This is a genomic window from Pseudarthrobacter sp. MDT3-1 (assembly GCF_054510755.1).
This window is the reverse complement of sequence record NZ_JBTNDX010000025.1, coordinates 1-23,086: the sequence shown is the minus strand read 5'-3', so window position 1 is coordinate 23,086 and position 23,086 is coordinate 1. Positions and strand designations below refer to the sequence as shown.

The window sequence follows — 23,086 nt, the reverse complement described above, 5'->3', positions numbered from 1 at the left end:
GGCGAAGGCGGCGGTGGCGGGCTGGCAGCAATTCACAGGTCTACCGCCTAACATGTCCACATGAAGGCTGCCCGGGACGCACGCTCTGCCGCCGTTGTTATCAACGCCGGATCACGCCGAGGGGCGGCACCCGAGCTTGCCGTGGACACGATGCGCAAGGCAGGCGTGCCCATTTCCTCGGTGCACCGCGTGCTGTCCGGGGCAGACCTGGCCGGAACGTTTGACCGGGTGCTTGCGGACGGGCACGACCTGGTCGTAGTTGGTGGCGGCGACGGGACTGTGTCCTACGCCGCCGGTCGGGTTGCCGGCACCAAGGTTGCGCTCGGCGTTCTTCCGCTGGGCACCGCCAACGACTTCGCCCGTACGCTGGAGATACCTAACAACCTTGCCGAGGCCTGCGCCACCGTCGCAGACGGGAAAGTAGTGGACATCGACCTCGGCCGGGCCAACGGTGAGCCCTTCCTCAACGTCGCGTCCGTGGGCCTGTCAGTGGCTGTCACCGAAGCTCTCAGCCCCCGCCTGAAGCGGTACATCGGGCCATTGGCCTACAGCATCGCCACGCTAACGGCTTATGCCCGGCACAAGGCGTTCCGGGCCCGTCTCGAGTTCCCCGACGGGGACCACGAGCCGATGGAACTCGACAGCCTGCTTCAGGTGGCCGTCGGCAACGGCCGGCATTACGGCGGCGGCAACACGGTCTCGCCGACGGCAGGGATCGACGATCACACCCTCGACATCTACGCGATCCTGGCGGGGCCACTCCGGGAGCATGTGAGTATCGCGCGGTTGCTCAAGGACGGAAGCTTCATCAAACACGACCGTGTGTACCACCTGACCAGCCGACGTGTCCGGCTGGTCACCGAGCGGCCGCTGCCGGTGAACCTCGACGGCGAGATCGCGACAACCACGCCCACCGACTTCACCGTCCAGCGCAACGCCGTCCACGTGGTGGTACCCCAGAGCAGCACCAGCGCGTTGTTCGACGGACCGGGCGCCGCGCCGCCGATTGGCTAGGAGGCCGGATCCTCGTCACGTTTCGTCGGCCGATAGCCGGCAAGTTCGGCGCGGATGTCGCCCTCCTCGTGCCCGCCCTTCTTTTTGCCGAACGGCAGCGCGTTGAGCAGCGGATGCACGATCGCCATCACGACGAGGCCCCAAGCGAGTCCGATGACGGCCGAGCACAAGGTATTGACGAGCCAGGCCAGGAAGCCGCCCACAACAGCGATCCCGGCGAAGGGGTGCTCGAGGACATGGACCAGGTCATAGGGTGCGTGCCAGCCGAGGTCGTGTGCTCCCTGCAGCATGATGTGGCCACCCACCCAAAGCATGGCGATTGTCCCGATAAAGGTGATCGCGGCCAGCACGGCGGGCATCCCCTTGACGAGCAGCTCGCCGATGCGCTGGGAGCCGGGGGAATCTTTAGCGGCCAGGTGCATCCCGATGTCGTCCATCTTGACGATGAGTGCGACGGCACCGTAGACGGCCACCGTGATCACCAGGGCCACGACCACCAGGATGATCGCCCTGGACAACAGGGAATCCTGGGCCACCTCGTTCATGGAGATGACCATGATCTCGCAGGAGAGGATGAAGTCGGTGGTGATGGCGCCCTTGATGACTTTGGCCTCGGCCTCCGGGCCGCGTTCAACCGCCGGCGCATCTTCCTCCGCGGTGTGGTGTCCGCGGAGCTTGTGCCAGACCTTCTCGGCGCCCTCGTAGCAGAGATAGGTGCCGCCCGCCATGAGGATGAACGGGATGGCCCAAGGGACGAAAGCGCTGATGAGCAGCAGTGCCGGCAGGATGATCAGCAGCTTGTTGCGGAGCGAGCCCCAGAAGATCTTCTTGATCATCGGCAGTTCGCGGGACGGGTCCGCCCCGGACACGTACTGCGGGGTGACGGCGGCGTCGTCGATGACGACGCCGGCGGCCTTGACCCCCGCCTTGGCGGCACCGGCCGCGACGTCGTCCACCGAGGCGGCGGCTATGCGGGCCAGGGCTGCGACGTCGTCGAGCAGGGCGACGAGACCGCCGCTCACAGATCGGCCCCGAGCTGCTCGAGGGCGGACGGCTGAGTGTAAATACCTAGATCAAGGCGCGAGATTGGCATGCTCCGAGTCTATTGCGGCGGACAGCCGGCCGAACAACCCCGTGTAACCTCCGCTCCGCGTTAACCTCCCCTCCAACTCAGGACCCCACGCGCGCCACCTGCCCTCCCTAGCGTGGATGGGTCACCGGCCATCTGCCGGTCCCCGTCACCCCAGGAGGAAACCACCCATGCGCCCAGTCCTGACCGCAGCGGCAGCCGCCGCCCTGATCGCCGCCGTGGCGAGCCCCGCCGTCGCCGCCCCGGAGAACGGAGCCGGCACGCCGTCGTCGAACGCTGCCGGAACCGCCACGTCCGCGATCAAGGCGAACGAGCGCAACGGCTCCTTCGACCTGCAGAGCCACCGCGGCGGCCGCGGCGAGTGGACCGAGGAGTCCCTGGCCGCGTTCGCGAACACCCTGGCGCTGGGCGTGACCACCCTGGAGCTGGACACCCACCTGACCGAGGACGGCAAGGTCATCGTGTGGCACGACGACACCATCCAGGCCAACAAGTGCGCGGACACCGCCCCCGCCACCGCCGGCGATCCCGAGTTCCCGTACGTTGGCGACCGGGTGGCCGAGCTGTCACTCGCACAGGTCAAGACGCTCAACTGCGGCTTCGTGCAGCTGCCCGGCTACCCGGAGCAGGACGTCATCGAGGGCAACCGGATCGCCGAGCTCAAGGACGTCTACCAGCTGGTCCGCGACACCAACGCCGCCAAGGTCCGCTTCAACGTGGAGACCAAGGTGGAGAGCAGCGAGATCGGCGGCGCCGGCATGGAGTCCCTCACCCGCGCCGTGGTGGCCGGGATCCAGGCCTCCGGAATGGCAGATCGGACCACGCTGCAGTCCTTCGACTGGTCCTCGCTGAACCTCACCCGGGAGATCGCGCCCGGCCTCCCGCTCGTGGCGCTCTCCAGCGGCGACGCCTGGATGGGCGTAGGCCAGCCCGGCGCCAGCCCCAACCTGGGCGGCATCGACATCGACGACTACAACGGTTCCCTGCCCCAGGCGGCAGCCGCGCAGGGGTACGACGTCGTCTCCCCCACGTTCCGCTCCGTCACCCCTGAGATGATCGCCGAAGCCCACGAACTGGGCCTGCCCGTCATCCCGTGGACGGTGAACACCACCGCCGACATGGAACGCCTGATGGACCTGGGCGTGGACGGCATCATTACTGACCACCCCACCCGCCTGCGCACACTCATGGAGGAACGCGGCCTGAAGCTGCCCAAGGCGTACGAGGTTAAGGGCTAGGCTCCCTAGCTTGGAATTCGCGGCCGGGCGGCAGCTTTTCGAAGCTGCAGCTAAGCGCCCTTCCGCTGCCACGCCACCGCCAACCCCAGCACCACGGCGCCCAGCCCCAGCATCACCAGAACCATCAGCCCCCAGTTCGCCTGGTTCACTCCGGGCCCGTACAGCACACCGATCAGCACCGTCGCTGTGATGGCCCCGAGGTAGCGGCAGGTCTGGAAAATGCCGGCTGCCACTCCCCTCTCCTCCCGCCGGGCGGACACGTACAGGCCCTGGTTCGACGCCGTGCTCACCACTCCGTAAGGCACACCCATCAATGCGGTCAGCACAAACACCAAGGGCGGCCACAGGGACACCGTCAACGCCCCCAGTCCGCCCGAGGCAACCAGCAGGATCAGCGCACCGGCGATCAACACCGAACGCACGCCGAACCGCTCAATCAGCCGTACCGTCACCGGGGTGACCAGCACGGACATCGCCGCCAGGGGCAGCATCAGCAAGCCCACCAGTCCGGCGTCGTAATGTCCTGCCTCCTGCAGCAGCTGCGGCAGGCCGAAGAACGCAAAGTAGTAGACGCCGCTGAAGACGACGAACACGAGATACACCAGCAGCAGCGGCCGGTTCCGGCCCAGCAGCCGCAAGTCGAGGAACGGCGGGCGGAAGCGCAGCTCCCGCCACGCGAACAGCGCGGCAATGACGGTTGCGGCGCCGAGGAGCCACCAGCGGTATCCCGGCATCACGTTCAGCAGCGCCATCATCGCGAGCATCAGCGAGGCGACGAAGGCCAGGATGCCGGGGATGTCGGAGTCACGGATCAGGGTTGAGAGCTTCCCGGTTTCGCGGCCGGCATCGGCCGGCGCCGCCCGGTGCACCACAATCAGCGCCAGCAGCGCGAGCGGCACGTTGACGGCGAACAGCGCCTGCCAGCCCAGCAGGCTCACCAGCAATCCGCCGACGACGGGTCCCACCGCGGCCGCCGACGTGTTCGCCATCTGGATCCGGCCCAGCGGGCGGGTGGAGGGCAGCTTCGCCAGGCGGCTCAGTTCGGTGACCATCACGACGGCGGACGGGTACGCCGTCGCCGTCCCAACCGCCATGAGCGCGCGGGCCACGCAGACCAGCGCGAAGTTGGGCGCGAACGGAGCCAGCGCGCACGTCACCGCCACCAGCGCCATGCCGAACGTGAACAGGCGGCGCGGCCCGAAGCGGTCCGCGAGCCTGCCCATGAGCGGCTGTCCGGCCGCGGACGCGAGGTAGAACGAGGTGATCACCCAGGTGACGGTGGCGACGTCGAGCGCGAAATCCTCCCGCAGGACCACCAGCGCGACGGCGATCATGGACGAGTTCAGCGGGTTCAGGGAGGTGCCGAGGCTGAGCGCAGCGATCGCGAGGCCGGGACGGGGTTTGTTCGTCACGCCCTAAGTCTGGTGCATCGTTGCCTTGGGTCACGGACCTAGTCGGGGGCGCGCGGCGAGTCGAGCTCGCCGGCAACCGACGAAAGCTTCACCACCCCCTGGGCGCCGGCGCTGGCCAGCCTCGTGCCCCGGTCACATCCCGGGCATCAGCCCAAGCTGCCCCATCAGTGCGGCAACATCCGGGTGGGCGCGGAACGAGGTGATCTTTCCGTCGGTGACTGAGGCGAAATAGGTTCCTGTTCCCACTACGGATTTGCCAGTGGCCGGAATTTCCTGGTCCCCCATCCGCACCGGCCCGGTGTTCGTGCCGGTGAACTCCACTTCCGCCGCCACCTCGTCATCACTGACCACCCGCCGGGTGGCCCGGATGCGCATATCCGGAAACGCCATGAACCAGGTGTCCATGTAGGCCCGGACCTGCTCCCGCGTGCGGAACGGCTCGGGGGCCATCACGTCCGTAAAAGTGAAATCATCGGCCAGCAGGTCGGCGAACGCCGCCGTATCGTGCTGGTCCCAGGCCGCCATTCCGCGGTCGTCAAGCTGCTCTACTTCGGCGCGTGACATCACACATCTCCTCCTTGAAATGTCCTGATGCGCCTCATGTTAGACCGCTGGAACCCGTAGTCAATGGTTAGTTACTACCTGGGCGCAGGTCAGTCGGATGGCGCCCGCACCCAACCCTGGTACCGCCGTCGTACTCTCCCCTATTCCGGGGCGTGTGGTGCGTTCAGTTCGCCGGCAATCTTTACTTCCACCGCCGCTACCGTGGCCTCGGGCAGGACGATGAGACCGTCCAGTTCCCGCCGGGCGCGCTTGTATGCGGTCTGCCGTTCGGCAGGTGTCGCCGCGTTGTCGGAGGCGATGTTGAGCAGCTTCCTGGCCGTTGCCAGCCGCTGGCGTTCGGGCCCCGTGAAGTTGCTGTCCTTGGTCCGCTTGGCTTCCCGCTCGGCGACGTCGAACGCCAGCTCGGAAGCTGTGCACGGCCGCCCGGTATTCCGTCAGCCGGGCGGCCGTCGTAATCTCCTCCGGCTTGGCCGGCCGCAAACCGTCGGCCTCCCGCTTGGCCCGGAGGAAGGCGACCGTCAGGGGTTCGCGCACATCCGTCATGACCGGGAAATCGATAAGTTTCCCCACGTCGAGCTCGTAGTCCAGCCACCGCCGGTTCACGGCATCATGCGCTGCCACCAGGGCGGCGACCTGGGCCTGGCTGGCTTGTTCCGCCTGGACCGCCTGGTTCTTGAGCTTGTACAGCTCCAGACGGCGACGGTGCCGGCGTTCGCTGGCCTTGGAGCACTGCCTTGCCCACCCTCCGGCCATTCCGCCGAGAGGGAAGACGAGCCACCAGTAGTGGCGAAGGAAGTCAAAGAATTGGTCCACGGATTCATCGTCCCACCTGCGCCCGCCCACTGACACGCATTTCCCGAGTCATGTGCTTATGGGAAACGACTTCTAAAACCCGTTGACATGTGACTAAATGGTCACCTATTCTTGAGCCGTGGACGCCGTATTCAAGGCCCTCGCCGACCCCACCCGCCGGGACCTGCTCGATGAGCTCTTCCGGGAAGACGGGCAGACCCTTCACGCGCTCGAGGCGCACTTCGAGATGACCCGCTATGGGGTCATGAAGCACCTCAAGCTGCTGGAGGAAGCCGGCCTGGTGGTCACCCGCCGTCGGGGCCGCGAGAAACTCCATTTCCTCAATCCGGTGCCCATCCGCCGGGTCCACGACCGCTGGGTCAGCAAATATGCACAACCATGGGCCGCTGCCCTCAGCGACCTCAAAACCAGATTGGAAAGTCCCATGGAAAAGATCTTCGAAATCTATATCAAGACCACTCCGGAGCGGCTCTGGGAAGCCATTACGGACAGCGAGATCCGCAGCAAGTACCAGTTCGGCAACAGCATCAAATCGGACTGGACCACGGGCAGCCGCTTCGAAATGGGCAACCCCAAAGCCGGCGACCAGCTCCTGGCCGACGGCGCGATCCTCGAAGTCGACCCGCCCCGCAAACTCGTCCAGACCATGCGCGCGCTCTGGGGCGAGGACGTGAAGGCCGAAGGCACCTCACGCATCACCTGGGAAATCGAACCGGTGGGCGATTCCTGCCACCTCACCGTCACCCACGACCAGCTCCGCGAAGGCGCCAACGAACAGCTCTACGGCGGCTGGCCGATGATCCTCTCCGGCCTCAAAACCTGGCTGGAAACCGGCGAAAAGCTCACCACGCCGGGCTCCCTCATGTACACCTGAGGCGACCGTCGGCGGCACCTGGTCCGGTTACAGCTGCCTGCGCGCCGTGCTTCCGGCAATGAGATCTTCTGCACGAGCAGCCACGAGGGCGGGCAGGTGCGCGAGGCGCTGGGGAACGGACGTATGAGCCTCCGCCGCCGCAACGAGGATGCCCGTCACGCCGGAGCGGGCTTCCTCGACGTCCATCCCCCAACTGCCAGCCTCCCTCACAAGATGGTCCAGGGTGATGTAGTTCAGCCGGGCCTGACCGGCCACTGAATGCCCTGCATTGGAGCTGCGCGCATAGAGCAGCAGCGTTGGCGCGACGTCATACAGGGGCGCTAACTGCACCTCGCCCGTTTCCCGGATAAGCACCGAGTAGTTCTTGGAATGGGCGTCGCCGTTGCCGATAAGGACATTGAAAGCCACAGCCTTCAACAACTCACTCTTGAAAGCCGCAGCATTTCGGCTGTGCGGCGACGCGACCGCAGCCACTTGCGCGAGGCGTGACGGTGCCGCGGTTGACTGATCGTACTTTGCCGCAGACGCAATCCCCAGAACCTGCGTGAAGTCTTCCTGATGAATCCGCTTGTGGTCCTCGGTTCGGTCATAGCGTTCCACTACCAGGGCATCCCGGGTGCCGAACGTCTCCATCCGTGTCCGTGCCGCACGAAGGCCTGCCGCCCTGGCCAGCTCAAGCGCCCAATGTTCGGCCGCCAGCAAGTCCGGAATCGGTGAATCAAGCGGGTCGGGTTTGATGATGTGCGTGGAGGCGGCGCCCCGGGCCGGCCAATACCAGCCACTGTCGCCTGACGACAAGCTGCTGGACAACAGGACCTTGGACTGGACACCGCCAAGGGACGTGGTGATGGCGAAGTCCTCAGGGAGGTCCCAAGTGGGGAGGGACTCGACGGCGGCCACGACTTCCTGCTCGGTCATCGGCAGCAGTTCTCCCCCCTCCTCGGGATCCACGCCGTCGGGAAGGACCTGCACGGCGCCGGCACAGTCAGCGCCCACCGCCGCGAGCAACGCTTTGATGTCCGTGGAAGCAACGCCGTGCAGGTCGGCCAGGTGCGCACGAACCTGACCTTCCGGGAGGAGTCCATCGAAGAAGTTCAGCACTGCCGGACCGTTGATGGCTTTGGACTGCAACGGCAAGGACAACGAGAGCAGGGCAGCGCCGGCACCGTACTCAGCTACAAGGTCCGGGAGGTATCCAAGCCGCGGACGCAACGACGTTCCCGTGAGCCAGGCAATCCGCCGGCCATGCAGCCAGACGGCCAGCCGCTCATTCCGCCTCACTGCTTGACGTCCAAACGTGAAAACCGCGGAATAAGGGCAATGTCCCGCTCAAGGGCCCGCACCGCCGCGATGGCCGTCTCCAAAGAAACATTCTCGCCCTGTTCCAGGCGGACGATGGTGTGACGGCTCGCGTTGATGAGCTCGGCCAAGCCGCTCTGCGTCAGCTTCCGCTCCTGACGGGCGCTACGGACCGAAGCGCCAAAGGATTTCGAATCCATGGCACGGAAGAACGGAGTTTCAGCCGGATGTTCCATATATTCACCATAACAGGCATGAGAAACAAATGGTGAAGATAGTGAACATTCGTAGCTATTTCTGATATGTTCACGATCTTCACCGGCGGGGCACCCAAACCGGGAGAAGAAGAGATTGCGCGACCGCCAACTGATCGCCGGGCGCCGCGATCGCCGTCGTCCGGGACGGTGTCCAGGTGCACTCCGCCGCATTTGGACGCGCCGACGACTCCGGGCGCCCGATGACCGCCCAGACGCCAGTGCTGCTGGCCTCCACCAGCAAGTCTCGAATCACTGGCCCAAAACGTGGCTTCCGTCAGCATAGATTTGCTGTCGTTCCATGAAACTTACTACTTCCGCGAAGTCGAGAAGAGGGTTCCCTGCCGGCTACCGTTGCCTACGCCTACCAGTTGGCGTCTGAGGCCAAGCTCAGTGAAAACCCGGAACTACGGTTTGCCGGACGGATGCTTCATGCAGCGCTGGACGATCTCGCAGAGGTACTCCACGGCAAGTTCGGCCATCCAGAAACGACGTCGTCGGAGGTGTTTGACAGCTACGCCCTGCACCACAGACACCGACAGCCACGGGAACTTGACACCAAATAGTCTCCCAGCCTTTGAGAGGGGGACTACGATTTCCCATTCCGGCGTCTCAACCTGCGTAACTTCGGTCTAGTTGTTCCGCTAACGTACGCGGAAGCTACTCAGCAGTTGAGACGGGAGGTCTGTGGCTACAAAGGCATCCCATCAAGCACCTCAGCAGTCGGAAGGTCGCGAGTTCATCAAGTCACCAGTTGATGCGCCAGGACAACTAATGCTGCGAAAAACAGGACACGTACCGCTGAAGTCACAAATACCTTGCCTCTCGGCGAAGTCCCCCCCATGAGGGCCCGCGGCGACGTAGGATCAAGATAGGCGGCAGCCAGGAGTGTGGCGAAAATGTTTGAGCGATTTACGGACCGTGCCCGTCGCGTAGTTGTGCTTGCCCAAGAAGAGGCACGCATGCTGAACCACAATTACATTGGTACCGAACACATCCTCTTGGGTCTGATCCATGAAGGTGAAGGCGTTGCCGCCAAAGCTCTTGAGTCCTTGGGCATTTCGCTCGACGGCGTGCGCGAACAGGTGCAGGAGATCATCGGCCAGGGCCAGCAGGCCCCATCCGGCCACATCCCCTTTACCCCGCGGGCCAAGAAGGTGCTGGAGCTGGCTCTGCGCGAGGCCCTGCAGCTGGGGCACAACTACATCGGCACGGAGCATATCCTGCTGGGCCTCGTCCGTGAGGGTGAGGGTGTGGCCGCCCAGGTGCTGGTCAAGCTGGGCGCAGACCTCAACCGCGTCCGCCAGCAGGTTATCCAGCTGCTCTCGGGCTACCAGGGCAAGGAGACCATGGGCGCAGGCGAGGGCCAGGGCCCGGGCCCGGGCCCCGGCCAGCCCGAGGGCACTCCCGCCGGTTCCGTGGTCCTGGACCAGTTCGGCCGCAACCTCACCCAGGCTGCGCGCGAGAACAAGCTGGACCCGGTGATCGGTCGCGAGTCCGAGATGGAACGCGTTATGCAGGTCCTGTCCCGGCGCACCAAGAACAACCCTGTCCTGATCGGTGAGCCCGGCGTCGGCAAGACCGCCGTCGTCGAGGGCCTGGCCCAGGCGATTGTCCGCGGCGACGTCCCGGAAACCATCAAGGACAAGCAGCTGTACACCCTGGACCTCGGTTCACTCGTGGCCGGCTCCCGGTACCGCGGTGACTTCGAAGAGCGCCTGAAGAAGGTCCTGAAGGAAATCCGCACCCGCGGCGACATCATCCTCTTCATCGACGAAATCCACACGCTTGTGGGTGCCGGTGCGGCCGAGGGTGCGATCGATGCGGCTTCGATCCTGAAGCCGTTGCTGGCCCGCGGCGAGCTGCAGACCATCGGTGCCACCACCTTGGATGAGTACCGCAAGCACATCGAGAAGGATGCCGCGCTTGAGCGCCGCTTCCAGCCGATCCAGATCAAGGAACCCTCCGTGGCCGACGCGATCGAGATCCTCAAGGGCCTCCGCGACCGCTACGAGGCGCACCACCGGGTCACCATCACCGACGGCGCGCTGGTCGCAGCGGCGAATCTCTCGGAGCGTTACATCTCGGACCGCTTCCTGCCGGACAAGGCGATCGACCTGATCGATGAGGCCGGTGCCCGGTTGCGCATCCGCCGGATGACCGCCCCGCCGGAGCTCAAGGCGATGGATGAGCGGATCGCCGCCGTGAAGCTGGAGAAGGAGTCCGCGTTGGATGCGGAGGACTACGAGGGTGCCGCTTCGCTCCGCGACCAGGAGCAGAAGCTCGTCGAGGTGCGCAGAGAGAAGGAGCGCCACTGGAAGACCGGCGGCATGGACGACATCTCCGAAGTTGATGAGGAACTCATCGCCGAGGTGCTGGCGAACTCCACCGGCATCCCGGTCTTCAAGCTGACCGAGGAGGAATCCAGCCGTCTGCTGAGGATGGAAGACGAGCTGCACCAGCGTGTGGTGGGCCAGGAGGAGGCGGTTAGGTCGATTTCGCGGGCTATCCGCCGTACCCGTGCAGGCCTGAAGGACCCGAAGCGTCCGGGCGGCTCGTTCATCTTCGCCGGCCCCACGGGCGTCGGCAAGACCGAGCTCGCCAAGGCCCTGGCTGAGTTCCTGTTCGGCGAGGAAGACGCCCTCATCACGCTGGACATGTCCGAGTACTCCGAGAAGCACGCGGTTTCGCGGCTCTTCGGTGCCCCTCCTGGCTACGTCGGCTACGACGAGGGCGGCCAGCTGACCGAAAAGGTCCGGCGCCGTCCGTTCTCCGTGGTCCTGTTCGACGAGGTGGAGAAGGCACACGCTGACCTGTTCAACTCACTCCTGCAGATCCTGGAAGACGGCCGCCTGACCGATAGCCATGGCCGGGTGGTGGACTTCAAGAACACCGTGATCATCATGACCACAAACCTGGGCACCCGGGACATCTCCAAGAGCGTGGCCACCGGCTTCCAGTCCGGCACAGACACGCAGACCGGCTACAACCGGATGCGCGCCCGTGTGACGGAAGAGCTCAAGCAGCACTTCCGTCCGGAGTTCCTGAACCGTGTGGATGACGTTGTGGTGTTCCCGCAGCTCACCCAGGACGAGATCATCGAGATCGTGGACATGTTCGTTGGCCGCCTGGAGAAGCGCCTCAAGGACAAGGACATGGGCATCGAGCTCACCACCGCGGCCAAGGTGCTCCTGGCGACCCGCGGGTACGACCCGGCCATGGGTGCCCGGCCGCTGCGCCGCACCATCCAGCGCGAGATCGAGGACCAGCTCTCCGAGAAGATCCTGTTCGGCGAGCTCCACGCCGGCGACATCGTTGTAGTGGACGTGGACGGCGAAGGCGACGACGCCAAGTTCACGTTCGCAGGAAACACGAAACCCCGGATCCCTGACGCACTGCCAGCCGCGAGCTAACCACGAAAACGACGTCTGACCACCGTCGAGGCGGGCTGAAGTCCGGTGTGTCTCACTCGCTGCCCTGCAGGCGAAGGATTCCATGACGCCCTGAGGATCCAGCCGGGGTGCTTCAGCCGGTCGTTGCCGGTGGCATCGCCTGCTGCTTCTTTGCCTTGCCGTGAAGTTTCCCGGCAGCGTTATGGATCTTCTCACCCAAACCCATGGTGGGTCTCCTTAGTTTGCCGCCCCGTCGACGTGAATGCCGCAAGAGGCCGACAAATAATTGTTGGTACAGACCCGCCATAAGAGGCAGAACTGGACCCATCCGGCACTTGAGGTGCCGCTGTGCCTCCGGCAATGGTGGGTTTTGATTCAGGTCGGGGTGCCGTGTGCGGGCAGGTGGTAACCCGGGAGATCAGCGGTCTTCGCCGCCTTTGTGGGTAACTTCTAGGGCGCCAGCCGGTGGTAGGCAGAAGCAAAATGTATGAGGGGGTCCGGTACTTCCGCCGCTGGAGCGTCACTACCCATCGCAAGTACCTCTCCGACGATGAGCAGATGCGTTGCCGCAGGATGGATTGCAACCGTTCGCAGCTCGAAGTACGCGATCGATCCATCGAGGATCACCGATCCGGTGGCCGGGCCGCGGCGGTAGGGAACCTGGGCCAGCAGGCCCTCAACGGGGGTCCCTTGACTGGCCAGCCAATCCGCTGCGCCTTGATGCTTGCTGCGCAACAGACTCAACGCCCACGTACCCCTCGTGGCAATTGCTTCGCCAATGCGTGAGCCCGCGTAGAGGCTGACAAGCATCGTAGGCGGATCATAGGAGACGGAGAGAAAAGCAGTCACTGTTGCTGCGTAGTCGCGCTTGTGCAGCAATGTAGAAACCACGGCGACGCCGGCTGAGATGTCAGCGCTGAGCACGCGGTACAGATCGATGTCCGCTTCGGAAGGATGTTCGTCGCCAAGGCGATGCGCGTCCAACGTCCCTGGAATCTCCATAAGCACATCGTTTCACGCAGTGAACACATCAGGGCCGATCGTGACGAAGCCTTAGTGGTCGTTGTGGCTGTAAAGGACGGCCGACACCTGATGCTGACGCGTAGCTTCGGCCGGGACGAAACCGGATGGCCCGTTCTCGGGCCCATGTTTGGTAGGCCTTTCGTGGCGGCTGAGTGACTGTTGGTAGCTGACGCGCTGCAACTACGCGGACCTGCAGTTATTGGGGAATGTTCAACATCTTCACCATGACTTCATCTCCCCGGTGCGCCGTCCGTCTGGCCCACGACGGCGGATCTCACACCAGCAGCTCGGCAGTATCAGTCAGGGGTTCAGGCCCTTGGCGTACGCGGCCTGCCCCACGTGCTGGAGGCAATCGGCAATAGTGCTGACCAGCCGCACCCCGAGAGTGACCGGCGGGTCCCAGCGGGTGTCGACGATGCGGACACTGCCGCACAAAGGGGCCTCCCGCCGTCGGCTAGGACGACGGCGGAAGGCCCTTCGAGGGTTGGCCCGATTGCGGACGCCCGTCAGATGAGCCCTAGGTAGGGATGGCACCGAGCTGCTGCATGAGGCTCAGGTTGTCCGTGGTTCCCCAATGCTCAGCCACCTTGCCGTCCTCGACGCGAATAATGTCGGTGGTGCCGAATTCGACGCTTTTGCCGGTTGCTGCCATGCCGGCCATCTCGCCACGATGAGTGCCCGTGAGAATTACGTGGCACGCCTCCATGTTTCCGTCAGCCAATGACGCTTCCATTGTCTTGACTTTAATATCGGGGAACGCCGTCCGGATCGCGTTCACGAAGTACCGGACGCCATCCTTGCCGGGAGGTTGCCCTGGAAGAGCCTCTTCGTGATCGATGTAGTCATCCGTCGCCAACTCGTCAATGAGGGACAGATTTCCGCCCTCGATTATCTCCTTGTAAAACCGCTGGATCAGTCCAGTCCCGTCAGACATTTCCGACTCCTCTAGTACATGAGACCATTCAAGAACCCCCCGTTTTACATCCCCATCCCGACCAACGCCGCTGGCGTGAGGGCAACTCCGAGCGCAATCACGGCCAGTGCCACCGCAACCGAGCGGTTGGCGAGCCGCTTCCACGGGAGCATCTTCTCTCCTGCAATGAAGGCCCCAATCAGCGCCATCCAGCCGATGCTCATCACACCGAGCGCAAACAGCGCCACCATCAGCGCCCAGCAGCATGCGACGCACCACGCCCCGTGCTCAACTCCCATGCGCAGCGCGCCACGGTATCCGGGGCGCATGCGGTGCAGGATGAAGTCCATGGGTGTCCGGCATTTCATCAGGCTGACGTTCTTGGCGGGCGTGAGCTGATAGGCCGCCGCCGCCATAATCACCCCGGCCGCCAGGTACCGGCCGCCTTGATCCGCGGCGAAGAGCCCGGGAGCCAGCGACGCTACTGACATGTAGAGCGAATACGCCACGACGCCGAAGACCGTCCACGTGATCAGGTAACCGGCCACGAAAACGGCGGTGGATCCTGCCGGAGCATACCGCGCCATCTTGCGTCGGTGGCTCTGAATCCGGCCATATGCGACCACCATGGGTGCCACGGACGGGAACATCATGGCCGCCAGCATCACCACCCACGTGGCGACGAAGAATCCCAGCGGCCCCGGCTCAGTCCACCGACCCATGTCCATCACGCTCAGCTGAGTGGACGTGAAGACCCAACTCGCCGCGGCGAGTATCAGCAGGACCGCGATCAGGCCAGCCTCCCGCGGATCGACCCGGGACGCGGCTGCCGTAGAACCGGCCGCTGTGGCAGGCGAAACGGCGGCGCGCGCAGACGGGCGAACGCCGCCTCTTGTGGACTGCTTCCTGCGCAGCATCAGCTGTCGGCGCTCATGCCCGGCCTTTGGGGGCGTTTTCGGCCATCGCGCTGGCGAACGTGAAGTCCGCGGTCTCACCGTAGACGCCGTCGAAGTCAAGGCCAAAGAGGTCCGAGTGTACCTGCGCTTTGCCGATCCGGAATTCCGGGGCGAACCCGAACATCGCGTTCTTGACGGTGGTGACACCACCGTCGGGTCCCGGCAGGGCCTCGAACGTGTAGCTCACCCGCCCGGCAACCGACGCGGACGGGGTGTCGCCGTCCGAGAATGTGACGCTGGCGCGCTCCACTCCCAGCCATTCTCCGTACAACGCCGCAAAATCCGCGAACGGGCCGCCGGCCTCACCATGAAGGATGCTTTCCAAGGCAGTGGCTTGCGCAGCCGATGCGCCGTCGTCAAGGACGACTCCCACCTTCCAGCCGCCGGCCGAGAGGTTCGACGGGAACCAGTTGCAGAAGGCGAAGGCGATGCCCGACAGATCGGTGTCATCGAGTTTTCCACTCGCGATTTGGAACACAGCCACGCCGCGGCACTCGCCATCCGATCCCGTGGGCGTACCATCCACCGGGCACGGACAAATCAGCTGGCAATTGCAGTTGGCGACATACTTTCCGGTCATTTCCCAAGACATTTAGAACTCCTTGCTGGCACCCTCGCCTAGCAGAAGCGGCCCAGACTCCAGCGCCGAATATACCCAGGAACGGGACGGAAAGCCCCGTTAAGGCAGACAGTATTCCGACGAAATCTGTGTGTCAATACGCCGAGGAAATAGGGCGCCGAAGGGGTCCCTTGTGGTTGATAAACCAGGGGTGCTGTCGTCGGGTTCAGAAGCACTCACCGCTAATACGGACACAGTCATGCCAGTGGGCCTCTGGTGGCAGTAGGATTCAGAAATCTCCCGGAACTGCAGGCGGCGGAAACAAACGGCTGGACAGATTTGAAAGGAAGCACGAATGGGTAACGCGATGCCGCTCCTTTCGCTCGATAACTACTTCCGGAGCCTGGACCTTAGGGGTCGGATGGTGATATTCCAGTTGCCGCTGTCGGTGACGATGCTGCTGGTCACCGTCCTTGCGGAGGCATTTCGCCCCGGGCTCCTGCAGCCCGGTCCATTCCTGTACAGTCTGGGCGCCCATCTGGTCCTTCTGGCCGCGTGCGCGCTGGTGCCGTGGGGGCGGCTGCCGACCCGCGCCTGGGTAGTCATTCCGGTCCTGGACTGCCTGGCCATCGGGTTCTCCCGCGAAGCGGCGGATCAATACCTCACTGTGCTGGGTTTCCTGCTGGTTTTCCCGGTCGTCTGGCTATCCCTCGGCCGCCACCGTAGCGGGGTTGTGATGGCGGTATCGGCCACGATTCTCAGTGCGGTCCTTCCGCCGCTGATCCTTGGAATGGGCTTCACAGGGCCGTCGTTCATCCGGATCGTACTGCTCCCGGTCATCCTCGGGGTGATCTCCCTCACCGCGCATGTGGTCTCCAATGCTGTCCTGCGTCAGCGGCTGCAGCTGGAAAACCAGGACAAGGAACTGCAGGAACTGCTCGCGGCCAGCGAACAGCGCGAGCGGTTGCTGGGCACCATCATGGATACCGTCAGTGTCGGCGTGTGCGCGGTCGATGAACAGGGCCGGAAAATTCTCATGAACAAGCAGCAAAGCCACTACCTCGCCGGTACCCTCAGCGAAAACCCGCCGGCGCCCGGCAGTGAGGAGGTGCCGGTGTTCGGCGTTGACCGGAGCAGCCCACTGCCGCCGGCCCGGCACCCGCTGCGCCGAGCGGCCAGGGGCGAAGCGTTCACCGACGAATTGATCTGGACCGGCACCGGCACCGGCACCGGTCAACGCGCCTTCTCCGCAACGTCTCGGCTGATCAAGGACGGCACCGGCCGGAGTTCCGGCGCCGTGCTGGCTTTTACCGACGTGACGGCGCTGGTCACAGCCCTTGCAGCCAAGGACCAGTTCGTCGCCAGTGTCTCGCATGAGCTGAGGACTCCCCTGACCTCGATCCTGGGCTACCTCGGCCTGGCCCAGGACGAACACCCCAACCTTCCCGCCGACCTGGCCCAGTATCTGGTCGTGGCCAAACGCAACGCCGAACGGCTGCTGCATCTAGTGACCGACCTGCTCTCAGTCGCCTCGGATACCCTGGCCATCAACCCCCGGCCAGCAGACTTGACCAAAGTGATCCGCCACAGCATCGAATCCGCCACTCCGCATGCCAGTGCCGCGGGCATCAGCCTGCACCTTGAACCGTCCGGACCCGTAACCGGCCGGTTCGATCCGGCCCGCATCGGGCAGGTTATCGATAACCTGCTCTCCAACGCGATCAAATACAGCCCCGACGGCGGGGCCGTCACGGTCCGAGCCCGCCGGGACGGGGACAACATCAGATGCGAGGTCGCCGATACCGGCATCGGGATGACCCAGGAAGAACAGGCCCAGGCCTTCACCCGATTCTTCCGCGCAGCACGCGCACACGCCTCCGCCATTCCCGGTGCAGGCCTGGGACTGCCGATCACCAAAACCATCATCGAAAACCATGGCGGGACGATCGCCCTGGCCAGCAGCCCCGGACGGGGGACCACCGTCACCCTGACACTGCCGGAGGCAGACGGCGGCTCCTTGGATGCCGGCGAAGTACCGGCCATGTCATAGGCCAGCTAACCCAGCCTTGCAGAGCGCGATCCGGGTCAGCCGGAAAACCTACTTCCGCTCCCGCCACAGCAGCGTCACGCCGAACGCGACGGCGCCGAGCACCAGCATGGTGATCACTATGACTCCCCAATTGGCCTGGGTAACGCCGGTCCCGTAGAAGATGCCGATCATCACCGTGGCTGTGATGGCGCCAAGGTAGCGGCTGTTTCCGGATGCCGCCGATCCCCTCGGCGCCCGGCGCTGGAACCTCCCTACCCGATCTTCGACCAAGGAGATCCATAGCCTGCTTCTGTCCGGTGGCTGGCGCGCGTGCGGCGAAGCTTGTGACTACCGGGGAACAAGCCGCCACAGGGACGTGACCTCGGCCGTGCGCGCCTCGAACAGAGGATCATCGCGGTCCGATGCCTTAGGATGCGTTGGCTTGGTGTCGAGCCGTTCCACCACCTTCAGCCCAGCCGCGTCGATGGCGGCCAGCAGATCCTCACGGGTCCGCAGGCCAAGGTGCTCGGCTAGGTCGGACAGGACAAGCCAGCCCTCACCGCCCGGCTCCAGATGGTCGGAGAGTTCGTTCAGGAAGCGGAACAGCATCCTGCTGCCGGGGTCGTAGACGGCATTGTCCAGGGTGGAATGCGGCGTGGCTGGAATCCAGGGCGGGTTGCACACAACGAGCGGCGCCCGTCCGGGCGGGAACATGTCGGTCAGGACGGCCTCAGCACGGTCCTGGACACCGAGGTTCCGGAAATTCTCACCGGCGCAGGCGATGGCACGCGGTTCATTGTCCGTCGCTACCACGCGGTGGACGCCGCTGCGCGCGAGGACGGCAGCGAGCACCCCGGTGCCGGTTCCGACGTCGAACGCCAGCGTGTCCGAGGGCAGCGGCGCGGCGGCCACGAGATCCACATACTCACTCCGGGTGGGGAAGAACGTGCCATAGTGCGGGTGGATGCGGCCCTGCAGGGCATCGACGTAGATGCCGTTCCGTCGCCACTCGTGGGCGCCAATTGCCCCGACAAGCTCATGCAGGGACACAACGGAAGATTCGCGGATATCGCCGTACGCTTCAGCGGCGGCCTCCCGCATATCCGGTGCGCGGCGCAGCGGCACCACAGGGCCCGGATCAAGAGGAATCAGCAGCAGGCCGAGAATGCGTGCACGATGCGAGCGGGACTGGCGATGCCGATAGAACTTTTCGGCCGGAGTTCCTGTGATCTTCTTTCCGGCACCTACCCGCCGGTCCATGGCGTTGAGGATCTGCCGCCCGTTGTGGAAGTCGCCGTGCCAGAGCATCGCGATCCCCTGTGACGCCAACCGGTTCGCTTCATCGGCCGTGAGGGAGTCGGAGACCACTTCGACGCGCGTCGGCGCTGGTCTGCCGTTCGCCGAACGCCATCGCGCGGTCATACTGACACCCGCCTCGGCCCAGGTCACGACGGCGGGCTCATCCACCGCAGCTCCGCGCGGGGGCTGGAGGGCCGACGTCGGGATTCCCACGGGAGCTGGCGAGTCAGTAGTGATATAGATCCATTCCAAGAGTCCGGGGGCCGATCGGCGACTGACGATTGCGGCGGTGATTCCACGACGTGGAAGGCGACGGCCCAAGATTCCGGACCGTCATCCGGCCGCGAACCGAGCTTGGTTGATGGCCGCTGGAACCATTCAACCTGCATTGTCAGGATACAGGGGTGCACTTGCCGCAACCGCCGCCCGACTGCATGGATGCATTGTTTTCCACCTGGCCAGGCCATACCGTGAAGGGACGGTCAGCCGAAGTGCAGGTGCGGGCATGCGAGCTATTTCCTGGTCAGCGCCCTGTATCCTCATGTGCTTCCTGACCGTGGGGATCCTCGGCGGCGCCACCACACCGGCACCGGCCCCTGCCGGCCCGCCGGCCACAGGACCCGCGAGCCCCGAGCAGACCTACGACGCGCTGGACACCTTCCTCCGGGAGCAACTGGACATCCTCGGGATTCCGGGCGCCGCCATCGCCGTCGTCCGGGACGGCGTCCAGGTGCACTCCGCCACATTTGGACGCGCCGACGACTCCGGGCGCCCGATGACCGCCCAGACGCCGGTGCTGCTGGCCTCCACCAGCAAGTCCCTCACCGCCATCGCCGTGATGCAGCAGGTGGAGGCCGGCCGGCTGCGGCTGGACGAGCCGGTGCAGACGTACCTGCCTTGGTTCACCCTGAACGACAGCCGCTCGCAAGCCATCACGGTCCGTCACCTGCTCCACCAGGCCAGCGGCATGTCATCCAAGGACACGGCCTTCGAAGCCTCAGACGCGCAGGGCCCGGAGGCTCTCGAAGAAGGGGTCCGCGCCCTGTCGGGCTCCGCGCTGGCCGGTGAACCGGGCGAGGCCTTCCACTACGCCAGCGCCAACTTCAACGTCCTGGGCCTCCTGGTGCAGACAGTCTCCGGCCAGCCTTTCGGGGAGTACCTGGAGCAGCACGTCTTCGGACCGCTGGAGATGACGCACACGCATCCCACGCAGGCTGCCGCCCGCGCGGACAAGGCGGCCGCCGGCTACTCGCTGTGGTTCGGCTCGTTCTGGCGCCAGACCGACGTGCCCGCACCCACCACCGGCATGCCGTCGTCCACGCTGTACGCCTCGGCCGAGGACCTCGGCCACCAGCTGATCGCACTGCTCGACGGCGGACGGTACGGCGATGCCCGCATCCTCCGGCCCGGGAGCGTGGCGGCGATGTTCGAGCCTCTCGTGCAGGTGGACGGGTCCAAGGGGTACGCCATGGGGTGGTTCACCCGGCCGCTCGTGGAGTCCGCCGATCCCGCAGCGCCGCCAGTCCCGGAGGCGGACCTGCCGCTGCTGCTGGAGCATCAGGGCGAATGGGGCAACAGCCACACCTACCTGGCTTTGGTTCCGGAGTCCGGCCTTGGTATCGCCCTGGTCATCAACGGCAACGACACCGCCGCCCCGTCCCGGCTCAAGGCCATCGACACCAACGTCCTGCGGATCCTGCACGGGCAGTCCCCTGTGCCCGCAGTTGTGTTCGAGGACTGGCTGCAGCGCTACAGCTGGGCGGTGGCCCTGGCCCTGCTCCTCGCTGAGCTGGTGAGCCTGTGCCTGGTGCTGCGGTTTTTGCTCCGGCGGCGTGCCGCGTCCCGGAAGCGCTGGGTGCTTCTGATTTGGGGAGTTGCGGCTCTCGTGCTCGACGGGTTCGCCCTCTGGCTGTGCCTCGTCTACGCCCCCGCACGGTTCGACACCCACCTGTTCGTGATCATCCGCCAGTTTCCCGACGTCGGCGTCTCGCTGGTGCCTGTGCTCGTGCTGGCCATACTCTGGCCGATCCCGCGGACGGTCTGGCTGCTCGCGCGACTGCGGGGCGCCGCCGCTACCGAGCCGTCGCAGCCACATTGAACAGCACCGAGGCGCCCCTCTTCCGCTTCGACGCTGAACCCCGCCACCGGGGTTACGCCGAGGTTCTTCTGTCAGCTGCCCAGGTGCCACGAATAGCTAGCATCATTCCAATTGACAGTTGCCGAGAAACGGTAGCCCGATGACGAGCCATCCGGTTCGGTCTTGTTGACTGCGATGCATTGGAACGTGCCAGTGATAGCCGTCAAGTCATCGGAGGAACCTCCTCCTAGCGGAGTGCAGGAAGCCCGCGTGATCGGCCACTCCAGGACACCCTTGGTGACACGTGACTCTGCGTCCTTCAGAACTGAGTCCTCCAGCGCTGTGATAATCAGCTTTCGTTGTGCCCGCTTGCCCGTATCAGCGGCTTGTTTTGCAGCAGTCGCAGCGGCCGCTGCCCTCGTGGCCTCGGTCTGCCGCTTGTTTTCGGCTTCAGCCGCTGACGCCGCGGCAGCCTGCTCGGCGTTGACCTGGTTTGTATGCTGAATGTTTAGCGTGATTCCAATTCCCGCGATCACAACAATGAGAACAGCTGCCGCAATAAGGACAATGCGCTTGTTTACGTTAGCGAAGCGGCTTCGGGCGATGTACGGGGTGCCGCAACTCGGGCAATAGCCACCAAGCGTCAGACTTTGGACACTGCATTTTTGGCAAATCTTGGTCTGCGGTTCGTGTGGCTCTCTTGAGTCCGGTGCTCCGACTGCTGTCGAACTGTTGGCAAGGCTGTTCGGTTCCGGGTGAGGTTCCTCTGATTGACGTGGCTCGTCCTGCGGCGACTTGTTAGCTTCTGAAGTGTTCACAGGCGGTATCTCCTTGTCGGATGTCATGTGGCCAGCACTTGCCCGTATATCAGGCGGAGACAGACACGCTAAGGGAAGCCGGCGAAATCTTCCTATTGAATTCGTGCTGCACAATAGCTGAGCCGATGGAGCCCAAGAGGAACATAAGCCAGAAGGCGGCGTGACGTCCGAGGCCTTGGCGAGTGAACACCTCAACGCCGACTGAATACTTCCACAGCCAGACAATGTTGGCGATCGGCACGATCAGCAACCACGCCGTGGGTATTGCAGTGCCGTACTTATTCATTTCGTTCTTTGTCTTTACACTCCACACCAAAGAATAAATACCGAAGGTGATGAGAGGCAAAAGTAAGGGCGCTGCGATGCTGCGATATTTCATGATTCTCCTATTGATTGAGCATTCCAAAAACGTTCGCACTGTTGGCCTTCGAACGCCTTTTGGCTCCCGGGTCTGTTCGCGAACGAAAACAGCGCATGCAAGCTAAGTCGAGAGGTGGCGCTAGCTCTCACAGGCAACGCCGTCCTTGTCCCGGTCAAGCGCCGCCCGGTAGCCGGCCTGCCCGGCAAAGAGCGGTGCTGCCCCGGCAGCCTTGGCCTCGGCACAGCTGCCGAAGTAGGCCGCTGCCGGTGCCGGGGCTGGTGCCTGGACTACGGGTGCTGGCTTTACGGGCCCTTCGTCTCTAAGCGTGGTTGGTTCCGCTGAGTTTTCGGTTTGGGGTGGGTCCGGCGTGGCGGCGGGAGAGATGCGTCAGGGCCTCTTTGAATTGGTAGCGACCAAGCTTCCAATTTCAAATGAGACCCCGACTTGTCCCACTCTACTTCCTGCTCCGGTGGGCGGTGGTGTGAACGTGCCGATACCCTTCTGGGTGTCCCCGGCGTGCATATCACCTCCGTCACCGAGGCCGACACCGGCCTGATCGTCCACGTCGAAACCGACCAAACCATCAATGGTTGCCCTGTCTGTGGTGTCGTCGCTGTGGGCCACGGCCGGCGGCAGATCCGTCTTCATGACATCCCGTGTTTCGGGCGGCCCGTCCGGCTCGCGTGGGCCAAGCGGCTGTGGCGTTGCCCCGACGAACACTGCCCCAGGAAAGTCTTCAGCGAAGAACATCCCTTGGCCGGGAAGCGGGCGATCCTGACCAGCCGGGCCGTCCGCTGGGCCGTCGATGCACTGGAGAAATACGACACGTCCGTCTCCGCCCTCGCCCACCAACTCGGCGTCTCCTGGCGGGCCCTCTGGAAGGGCGTCGAGGCCGAAGCAACCCGCCGGCTTGGAAAGCCCGAACGCCTCGCTGGCATTGACGCCCTCGGCGTGGACGAGCACGTCTGGACACACACCGGGTTCCCCGGCACCGGCATGGTCACCGGCATCATCGACCACACCCGCGACGCCGACGGCAACGTCCACGCAAGGCTGCTGGATCTGGTTCCGGGCCGTTCCGGGAAGGCCTACGGCGACTGG

Annotated in this window: 21 protein-coding genes and 3 pseudogenes; 8 read left to right on the top strand and 16 right to left on the bottom strand. The window is 64.5% G+C overall.

From position 1 onward, the window contains the following. Positions 1–60: 60 nt before the first annotated feature. Positions 61–1,014 carry a lipid kinase gene (locus tag ACX80X_RS16955; RefSeq protein ID WP_459312742.1) on the top strand — a complete coding sequence of 318 codons (954 nt, stop codon included), beginning with the start codon at positions 61–63 and terminating at the stop codon, positions 1,012–1,014. Here ACX80X_RS16955 and ACX80X_RS16950 read toward each other — a convergent pair. Then, positions 1,011–2,036, bottom strand: coding sequence for a DUF808 domain-containing protein (locus ACX80X_RS16950; protein ID WP_459312740.1), 1,026 nt, complete (start codon positions 2,034–2,036; stop codon positions 1,011–1,013). The genes ACX80X_RS16955 and ACX80X_RS16950 overlap by 4 nt on opposite strands. 238 nt (positions 2,037–2,274) lie before the next feature. Here ACX80X_RS16950 and ACX80X_RS16945 point away from each other — a divergent pair, with 238 nt between their 5' ends. Then, positions 2,275–3,342 (top strand): glycerophosphodiester phosphodiesterase family protein, encoded by a 1,068-nt coding sequence (locus tag ACX80X_RS16945; RefSeq protein ID WP_459312738.1) that lies wholly within the window; start codon positions 2,275–2,277, stop codon positions 3,340–3,342. Between the two features lie 50 nt (positions 3,343–3,392). Here ACX80X_RS16945 and ACX80X_RS16940 read toward each other — a convergent pair whose 3' ends face one another. From ACX80X_RS16940 to ACX80X_RS16930, 3 genes and pseudogenes are all read right to left on the bottom strand, one after another. Further along, entirely contained in the window at positions 3,393–4,754 is a 1,362-nt protein-coding gene (locus ACX80X_RS16940; RefSeq protein WP_459312736.1) for an MFS transporter, read from the bottom strand. A 132-nt stretch (positions 4,755–4,886) separates the two neighbouring features. After that, complete coding sequence (locus tag ACX80X_RS16935; protein ID WP_459312734.1) at positions 4,887–5,318, bottom strand: ester cyclase; 432 nt, start codon at positions 5,316–5,318, stop codon at positions 4,887–4,889. A gap of 140 nt (positions 5,319–5,458) precedes the next feature. Continuing rightward, positions 5,459–6,131, bottom strand: a pseudogene (locus ACX80X_RS16930) (hypothetical protein). 118 nt (positions 6,132–6,249) lie between these two features. Between ACX80X_RS16930 and ACX80X_RS16925 the strand changes: the two are divergent. Then, entirely contained in the window at positions 6,250–7,005 is a 756-nt protein-coding gene (locus tag ACX80X_RS16925; RefSeq protein ID WP_459312732.1) for an ArsR/SmtB family transcription factor, read from the top strand. A gap of 27 nt (positions 7,006–7,032) precedes the next feature. Here ACX80X_RS16925 and ACX80X_RS16920 read toward each other — a convergent pair whose 3' ends face one another. Further along, positions 7,033–8,286, bottom strand: a complete 1,254-nt coding sequence (locus ACX80X_RS16920) for a type II toxin-antitoxin system HipA family toxin (RefSeq protein WP_459312730.1) — start codon at positions 8,284–8,286, stop codon at positions 7,033–7,035. After that, positions 8,283–8,540: a helix-turn-helix transcriptional regulator gene (locus ACX80X_RS16915; protein ID WP_252573733.1), complete on the bottom strand. Its 258-nt coding sequence runs from the start codon at positions 8,538–8,540 to the stop codon at positions 8,283–8,285. Before ACX80X_RS16915 ends, ACX80X_RS16920 begins: the two co-directional genes overlap by 4 nt. 137 nt (positions 8,541–8,677) lie before the next feature. Between ACX80X_RS16915 and ACX80X_RS16910 the strand changes: the two are divergent. Both ACX80X_RS16910 and ACX80X_RS16905 read left to right on the top strand, forming a co-directional pair. After that, positions 8,678–8,806, top strand: a pseudogene (locus ACX80X_RS16910) (serine hydrolase); the annotation flags it as partial. Between the two features lie 651 nt (positions 8,807–9,457). Next, the gene (locus ACX80X_RS16905) at positions 9,458–11,971 is read left to right on the top strand and encodes an ATP-dependent Clp protease ATP-binding subunit (RefSeq protein WP_252599278.1); all 2,514 of its coding nucleotides are present in this window, start codon (positions 9,458–9,460) and stop codon (positions 11,969–11,971) included. Between the two features lie 429 nt (positions 11,972–12,400). Here the strand turns inward: ACX80X_RS16905 and ACX80X_RS16900 are convergent, their stop codons facing one another. The 5 genes and pseudogenes from ACX80X_RS16900 to ACX80X_RS16880 form a co-directional block, all read right to left on the bottom strand. After that, positions 12,401–12,952 carry a flavin reductase family protein gene (locus ACX80X_RS16900; protein WP_252573739.1) on the bottom strand — a complete coding sequence of 184 codons (552 nt, stop codon included), beginning with the start codon at positions 12,950–12,952 and terminating at the stop codon, positions 12,401–12,403. 321 nt (positions 12,953–13,273) lie between these two features. After that, positions 13,274–13,393, bottom strand: a pseudogene (locus ACX80X_RS16895) (mycothiol transferase); the annotation flags it as partial. Positions 13,394–13,490: 97 nt separating this feature from the next. After that, positions 13,491–13,907 carry an ester cyclase gene (locus ACX80X_RS16890; RefSeq protein ID WP_252599280.1) on the bottom strand — a complete coding sequence of 139 codons (417 nt, stop codon included), beginning with the start codon at positions 13,905–13,907 and terminating at the stop codon, positions 13,491–13,493. Positions 13,908–13,951: 44 nt separating this feature from the next. Further along, positions 13,952–14,803, bottom strand: coding sequence for a DUF2182 domain-containing protein (locus tag ACX80X_RS16885; RefSeq protein ID WP_252599282.1), 852 nt, complete (start codon positions 14,801–14,803; stop codon positions 13,952–13,954). Positions 14,804–14,816: 13 nt separating this feature from the next. Beyond that, complete coding sequence (locus ACX80X_RS16880; RefSeq protein WP_459312799.1) at positions 14,817–15,422, bottom strand: DUF1326 domain-containing protein; 606 nt, start codon at positions 15,420–15,422, stop codon at positions 14,817–14,819. 334 nt (positions 15,423–15,756) lie between these two features. Here ACX80X_RS16880 and ACX80X_RS16875 point away from each other — a divergent pair, with 334 nt between their 5' ends. After that, positions 15,757–17,451 carry a PAS domain-containing sensor histidine kinase gene (locus tag ACX80X_RS16875; protein ID WP_252599284.1) on the top strand — a complete coding sequence of 565 codons (1,695 nt, stop codon included), beginning with the start codon at positions 15,757–15,759 and terminating at the stop codon, positions 17,449–17,451. A 48-nt stretch (positions 17,452–17,499) separates the two neighbouring features. Here ACX80X_RS16875 and ACX80X_RS16870 read toward each other — a convergent pair whose 3' ends face one another. Both ACX80X_RS16870 and ACX80X_RS16865 read right to left on the bottom strand, forming a co-directional pair. Beyond that, positions 17,500–17,721, bottom strand: coding sequence for a hypothetical protein (locus ACX80X_RS16870; RefSeq protein ID WP_252599286.1), 222 nt, complete (start codon positions 17,719–17,721; stop codon positions 17,500–17,502). Between the two features lie 57 nt (positions 17,722–17,778). Next, a complete protein-coding gene (locus ACX80X_RS16865; protein ID WP_459312727.1) occupies positions 17,779–18,852 on the bottom strand; it encodes a methyltransferase in 1,074 nt (357 codons plus the stop codon). Between the two features lie 382 nt (positions 18,853–19,234). On the opposite strand from ACX80X_RS16865, the gene ACX80X_RS16860 reads away from it, so the two are divergent. Beyond that, positions 19,235–20,827 (top strand): serine hydrolase domain-containing protein, encoded by a 1,593-nt coding sequence (locus ACX80X_RS16860; RefSeq protein WP_459312725.1) that lies wholly within the window; start codon positions 19,235–19,237, stop codon positions 20,825–20,827. Positions 20,828–20,898: 71 nt separating this feature from the next. Here the strand turns inward: ACX80X_RS16860 and ACX80X_RS16855 are convergent, their stop codons facing one another. The 3 genes from ACX80X_RS16855 to ACX80X_RS16845 all read right to left on the bottom strand — a co-directional run bounded on the left by ACX80X_RS16855 (position 20,899) and on the right by ACX80X_RS16845 (position 22,369). Continuing rightward, entirely contained in the window at positions 20,899–21,624 is a 726-nt protein-coding gene (locus ACX80X_RS16855; protein WP_459312723.1) for a hypothetical protein, read from the bottom strand. Between the two features lie 49 nt (positions 21,625–21,673). Then, on the bottom strand, positions 21,674–22,003 hold the full coding sequence (locus ACX80X_RS16850) for a DUF4234 domain-containing protein (RefSeq protein ID WP_252608750.1): 330 nt from the start codon (positions 22,001–22,003) through the stop codon (positions 21,674–21,676). Positions 22,004–22,123: 120 nt separating this feature from the next. Beyond that, complete coding sequence (locus tag ACX80X_RS16845; protein ID WP_459312797.1) at positions 22,124–22,369, bottom strand: excalibur calcium-binding domain-containing protein; 246 nt, start codon at positions 22,367–22,369, stop codon at positions 22,124–22,126. Between the two features lie 132 nt (positions 22,370–22,501). Here ACX80X_RS16845 and ACX80X_RS16840 point away from each other — a divergent pair. Beyond that, the coding region (locus ACX80X_RS16840) for a transposase family protein (protein WP_459312721.1) at positions 22,502–23,086 on the top strand (585 nt) is incomplete at its 3' end.

Bases quoted from the DNA above. Each gene is read 5' to 3' on its own strand.
- ACX80X_RS16955 (WP_459312742.1), top strand. From the start codon at position 61: ATGAAGGCTGCCCGGGACGCACGCTCTGCCGCCGTTGTTATCAACGCC.
- ACX80X_RS16945 (WP_459312738.1), top strand. From the start codon at position 2,275: ATGCGCCCAGTCCTGACCGCAGCGGCAGCCGCCGCCCTGATCGCCGCC.
- ACX80X_RS16935 (WP_459312734.1), bottom strand. From the start codon at position 5,318: ATGTCACGCGCCGAAGTAGAGCAGCTTGACGACCGCGGAATGGCGGCC.
- ACX80X_RS16915 (WP_252573733.1), bottom strand. From the start codon at position 8,540: ATGGAACATCCGGCTGAAACTCCGTTCTTCCGTGCCATGGATTCGAAA.
- ACX80X_RS16905 (WP_252599278.1), top strand. From the start codon at position 9,458: ATGTTTGAGCGATTTACGGACCGTGCCCGTCGCGTAGTTGTGCTTGCC.
- ACX80X_RS16900 (WP_252573739.1), bottom strand. From the start codon at position 12,952: ATGGAGATTCCAGGGACGTTGGACGCGCATCGCCTTGGCGACGAACAT.
- ACX80X_RS16890 (WP_252599280.1), bottom strand. From the start codon at position 13,907: ATGTCTGACGGGACTGGACTGATCCAGCGGTTTTACAAGGAGATAATC.
- ACX80X_RS16885 (WP_252599282.1), bottom strand. From the start codon at position 14,803: ATGCTGCGCAGGAAGCAGTCCACAAGAGGCGGCGTTCGCCCGTCTGCG.
- ACX80X_RS16880 (WP_459312799.1), bottom strand. From the start codon at position 15,422: ATGACCGGAAAGTATGTCGCCAACTGCAATTGCCAGCTGATTTGTCCG.
- ACX80X_RS16875 (WP_252599284.1), top strand. From the start codon at position 15,757: ATGGGTAACGCGATGCCGCTCCTTTCGCTCGATAACTACTTCCGGAGC.
- ACX80X_RS16865 (WP_459312727.1), bottom strand. From the start codon at position 18,852: ATGACCGCGCGATGGCGTTCGGCGAACGGCAGACCAGCGCCGACGCGC.
- ACX80X_RS16860 (WP_459312725.1), top strand. From the start codon at position 19,235: ATGCGAGCTATTTCCTGGTCAGCGCCCTGTATCCTCATGTGCTTCCTG.
- ACX80X_RS16850 (WP_252608750.1), bottom strand. From the start codon at position 22,003: ATGAAATATCGCAGCATCGCAGCGCCCTTACTTTTGCCTCTCATCACC.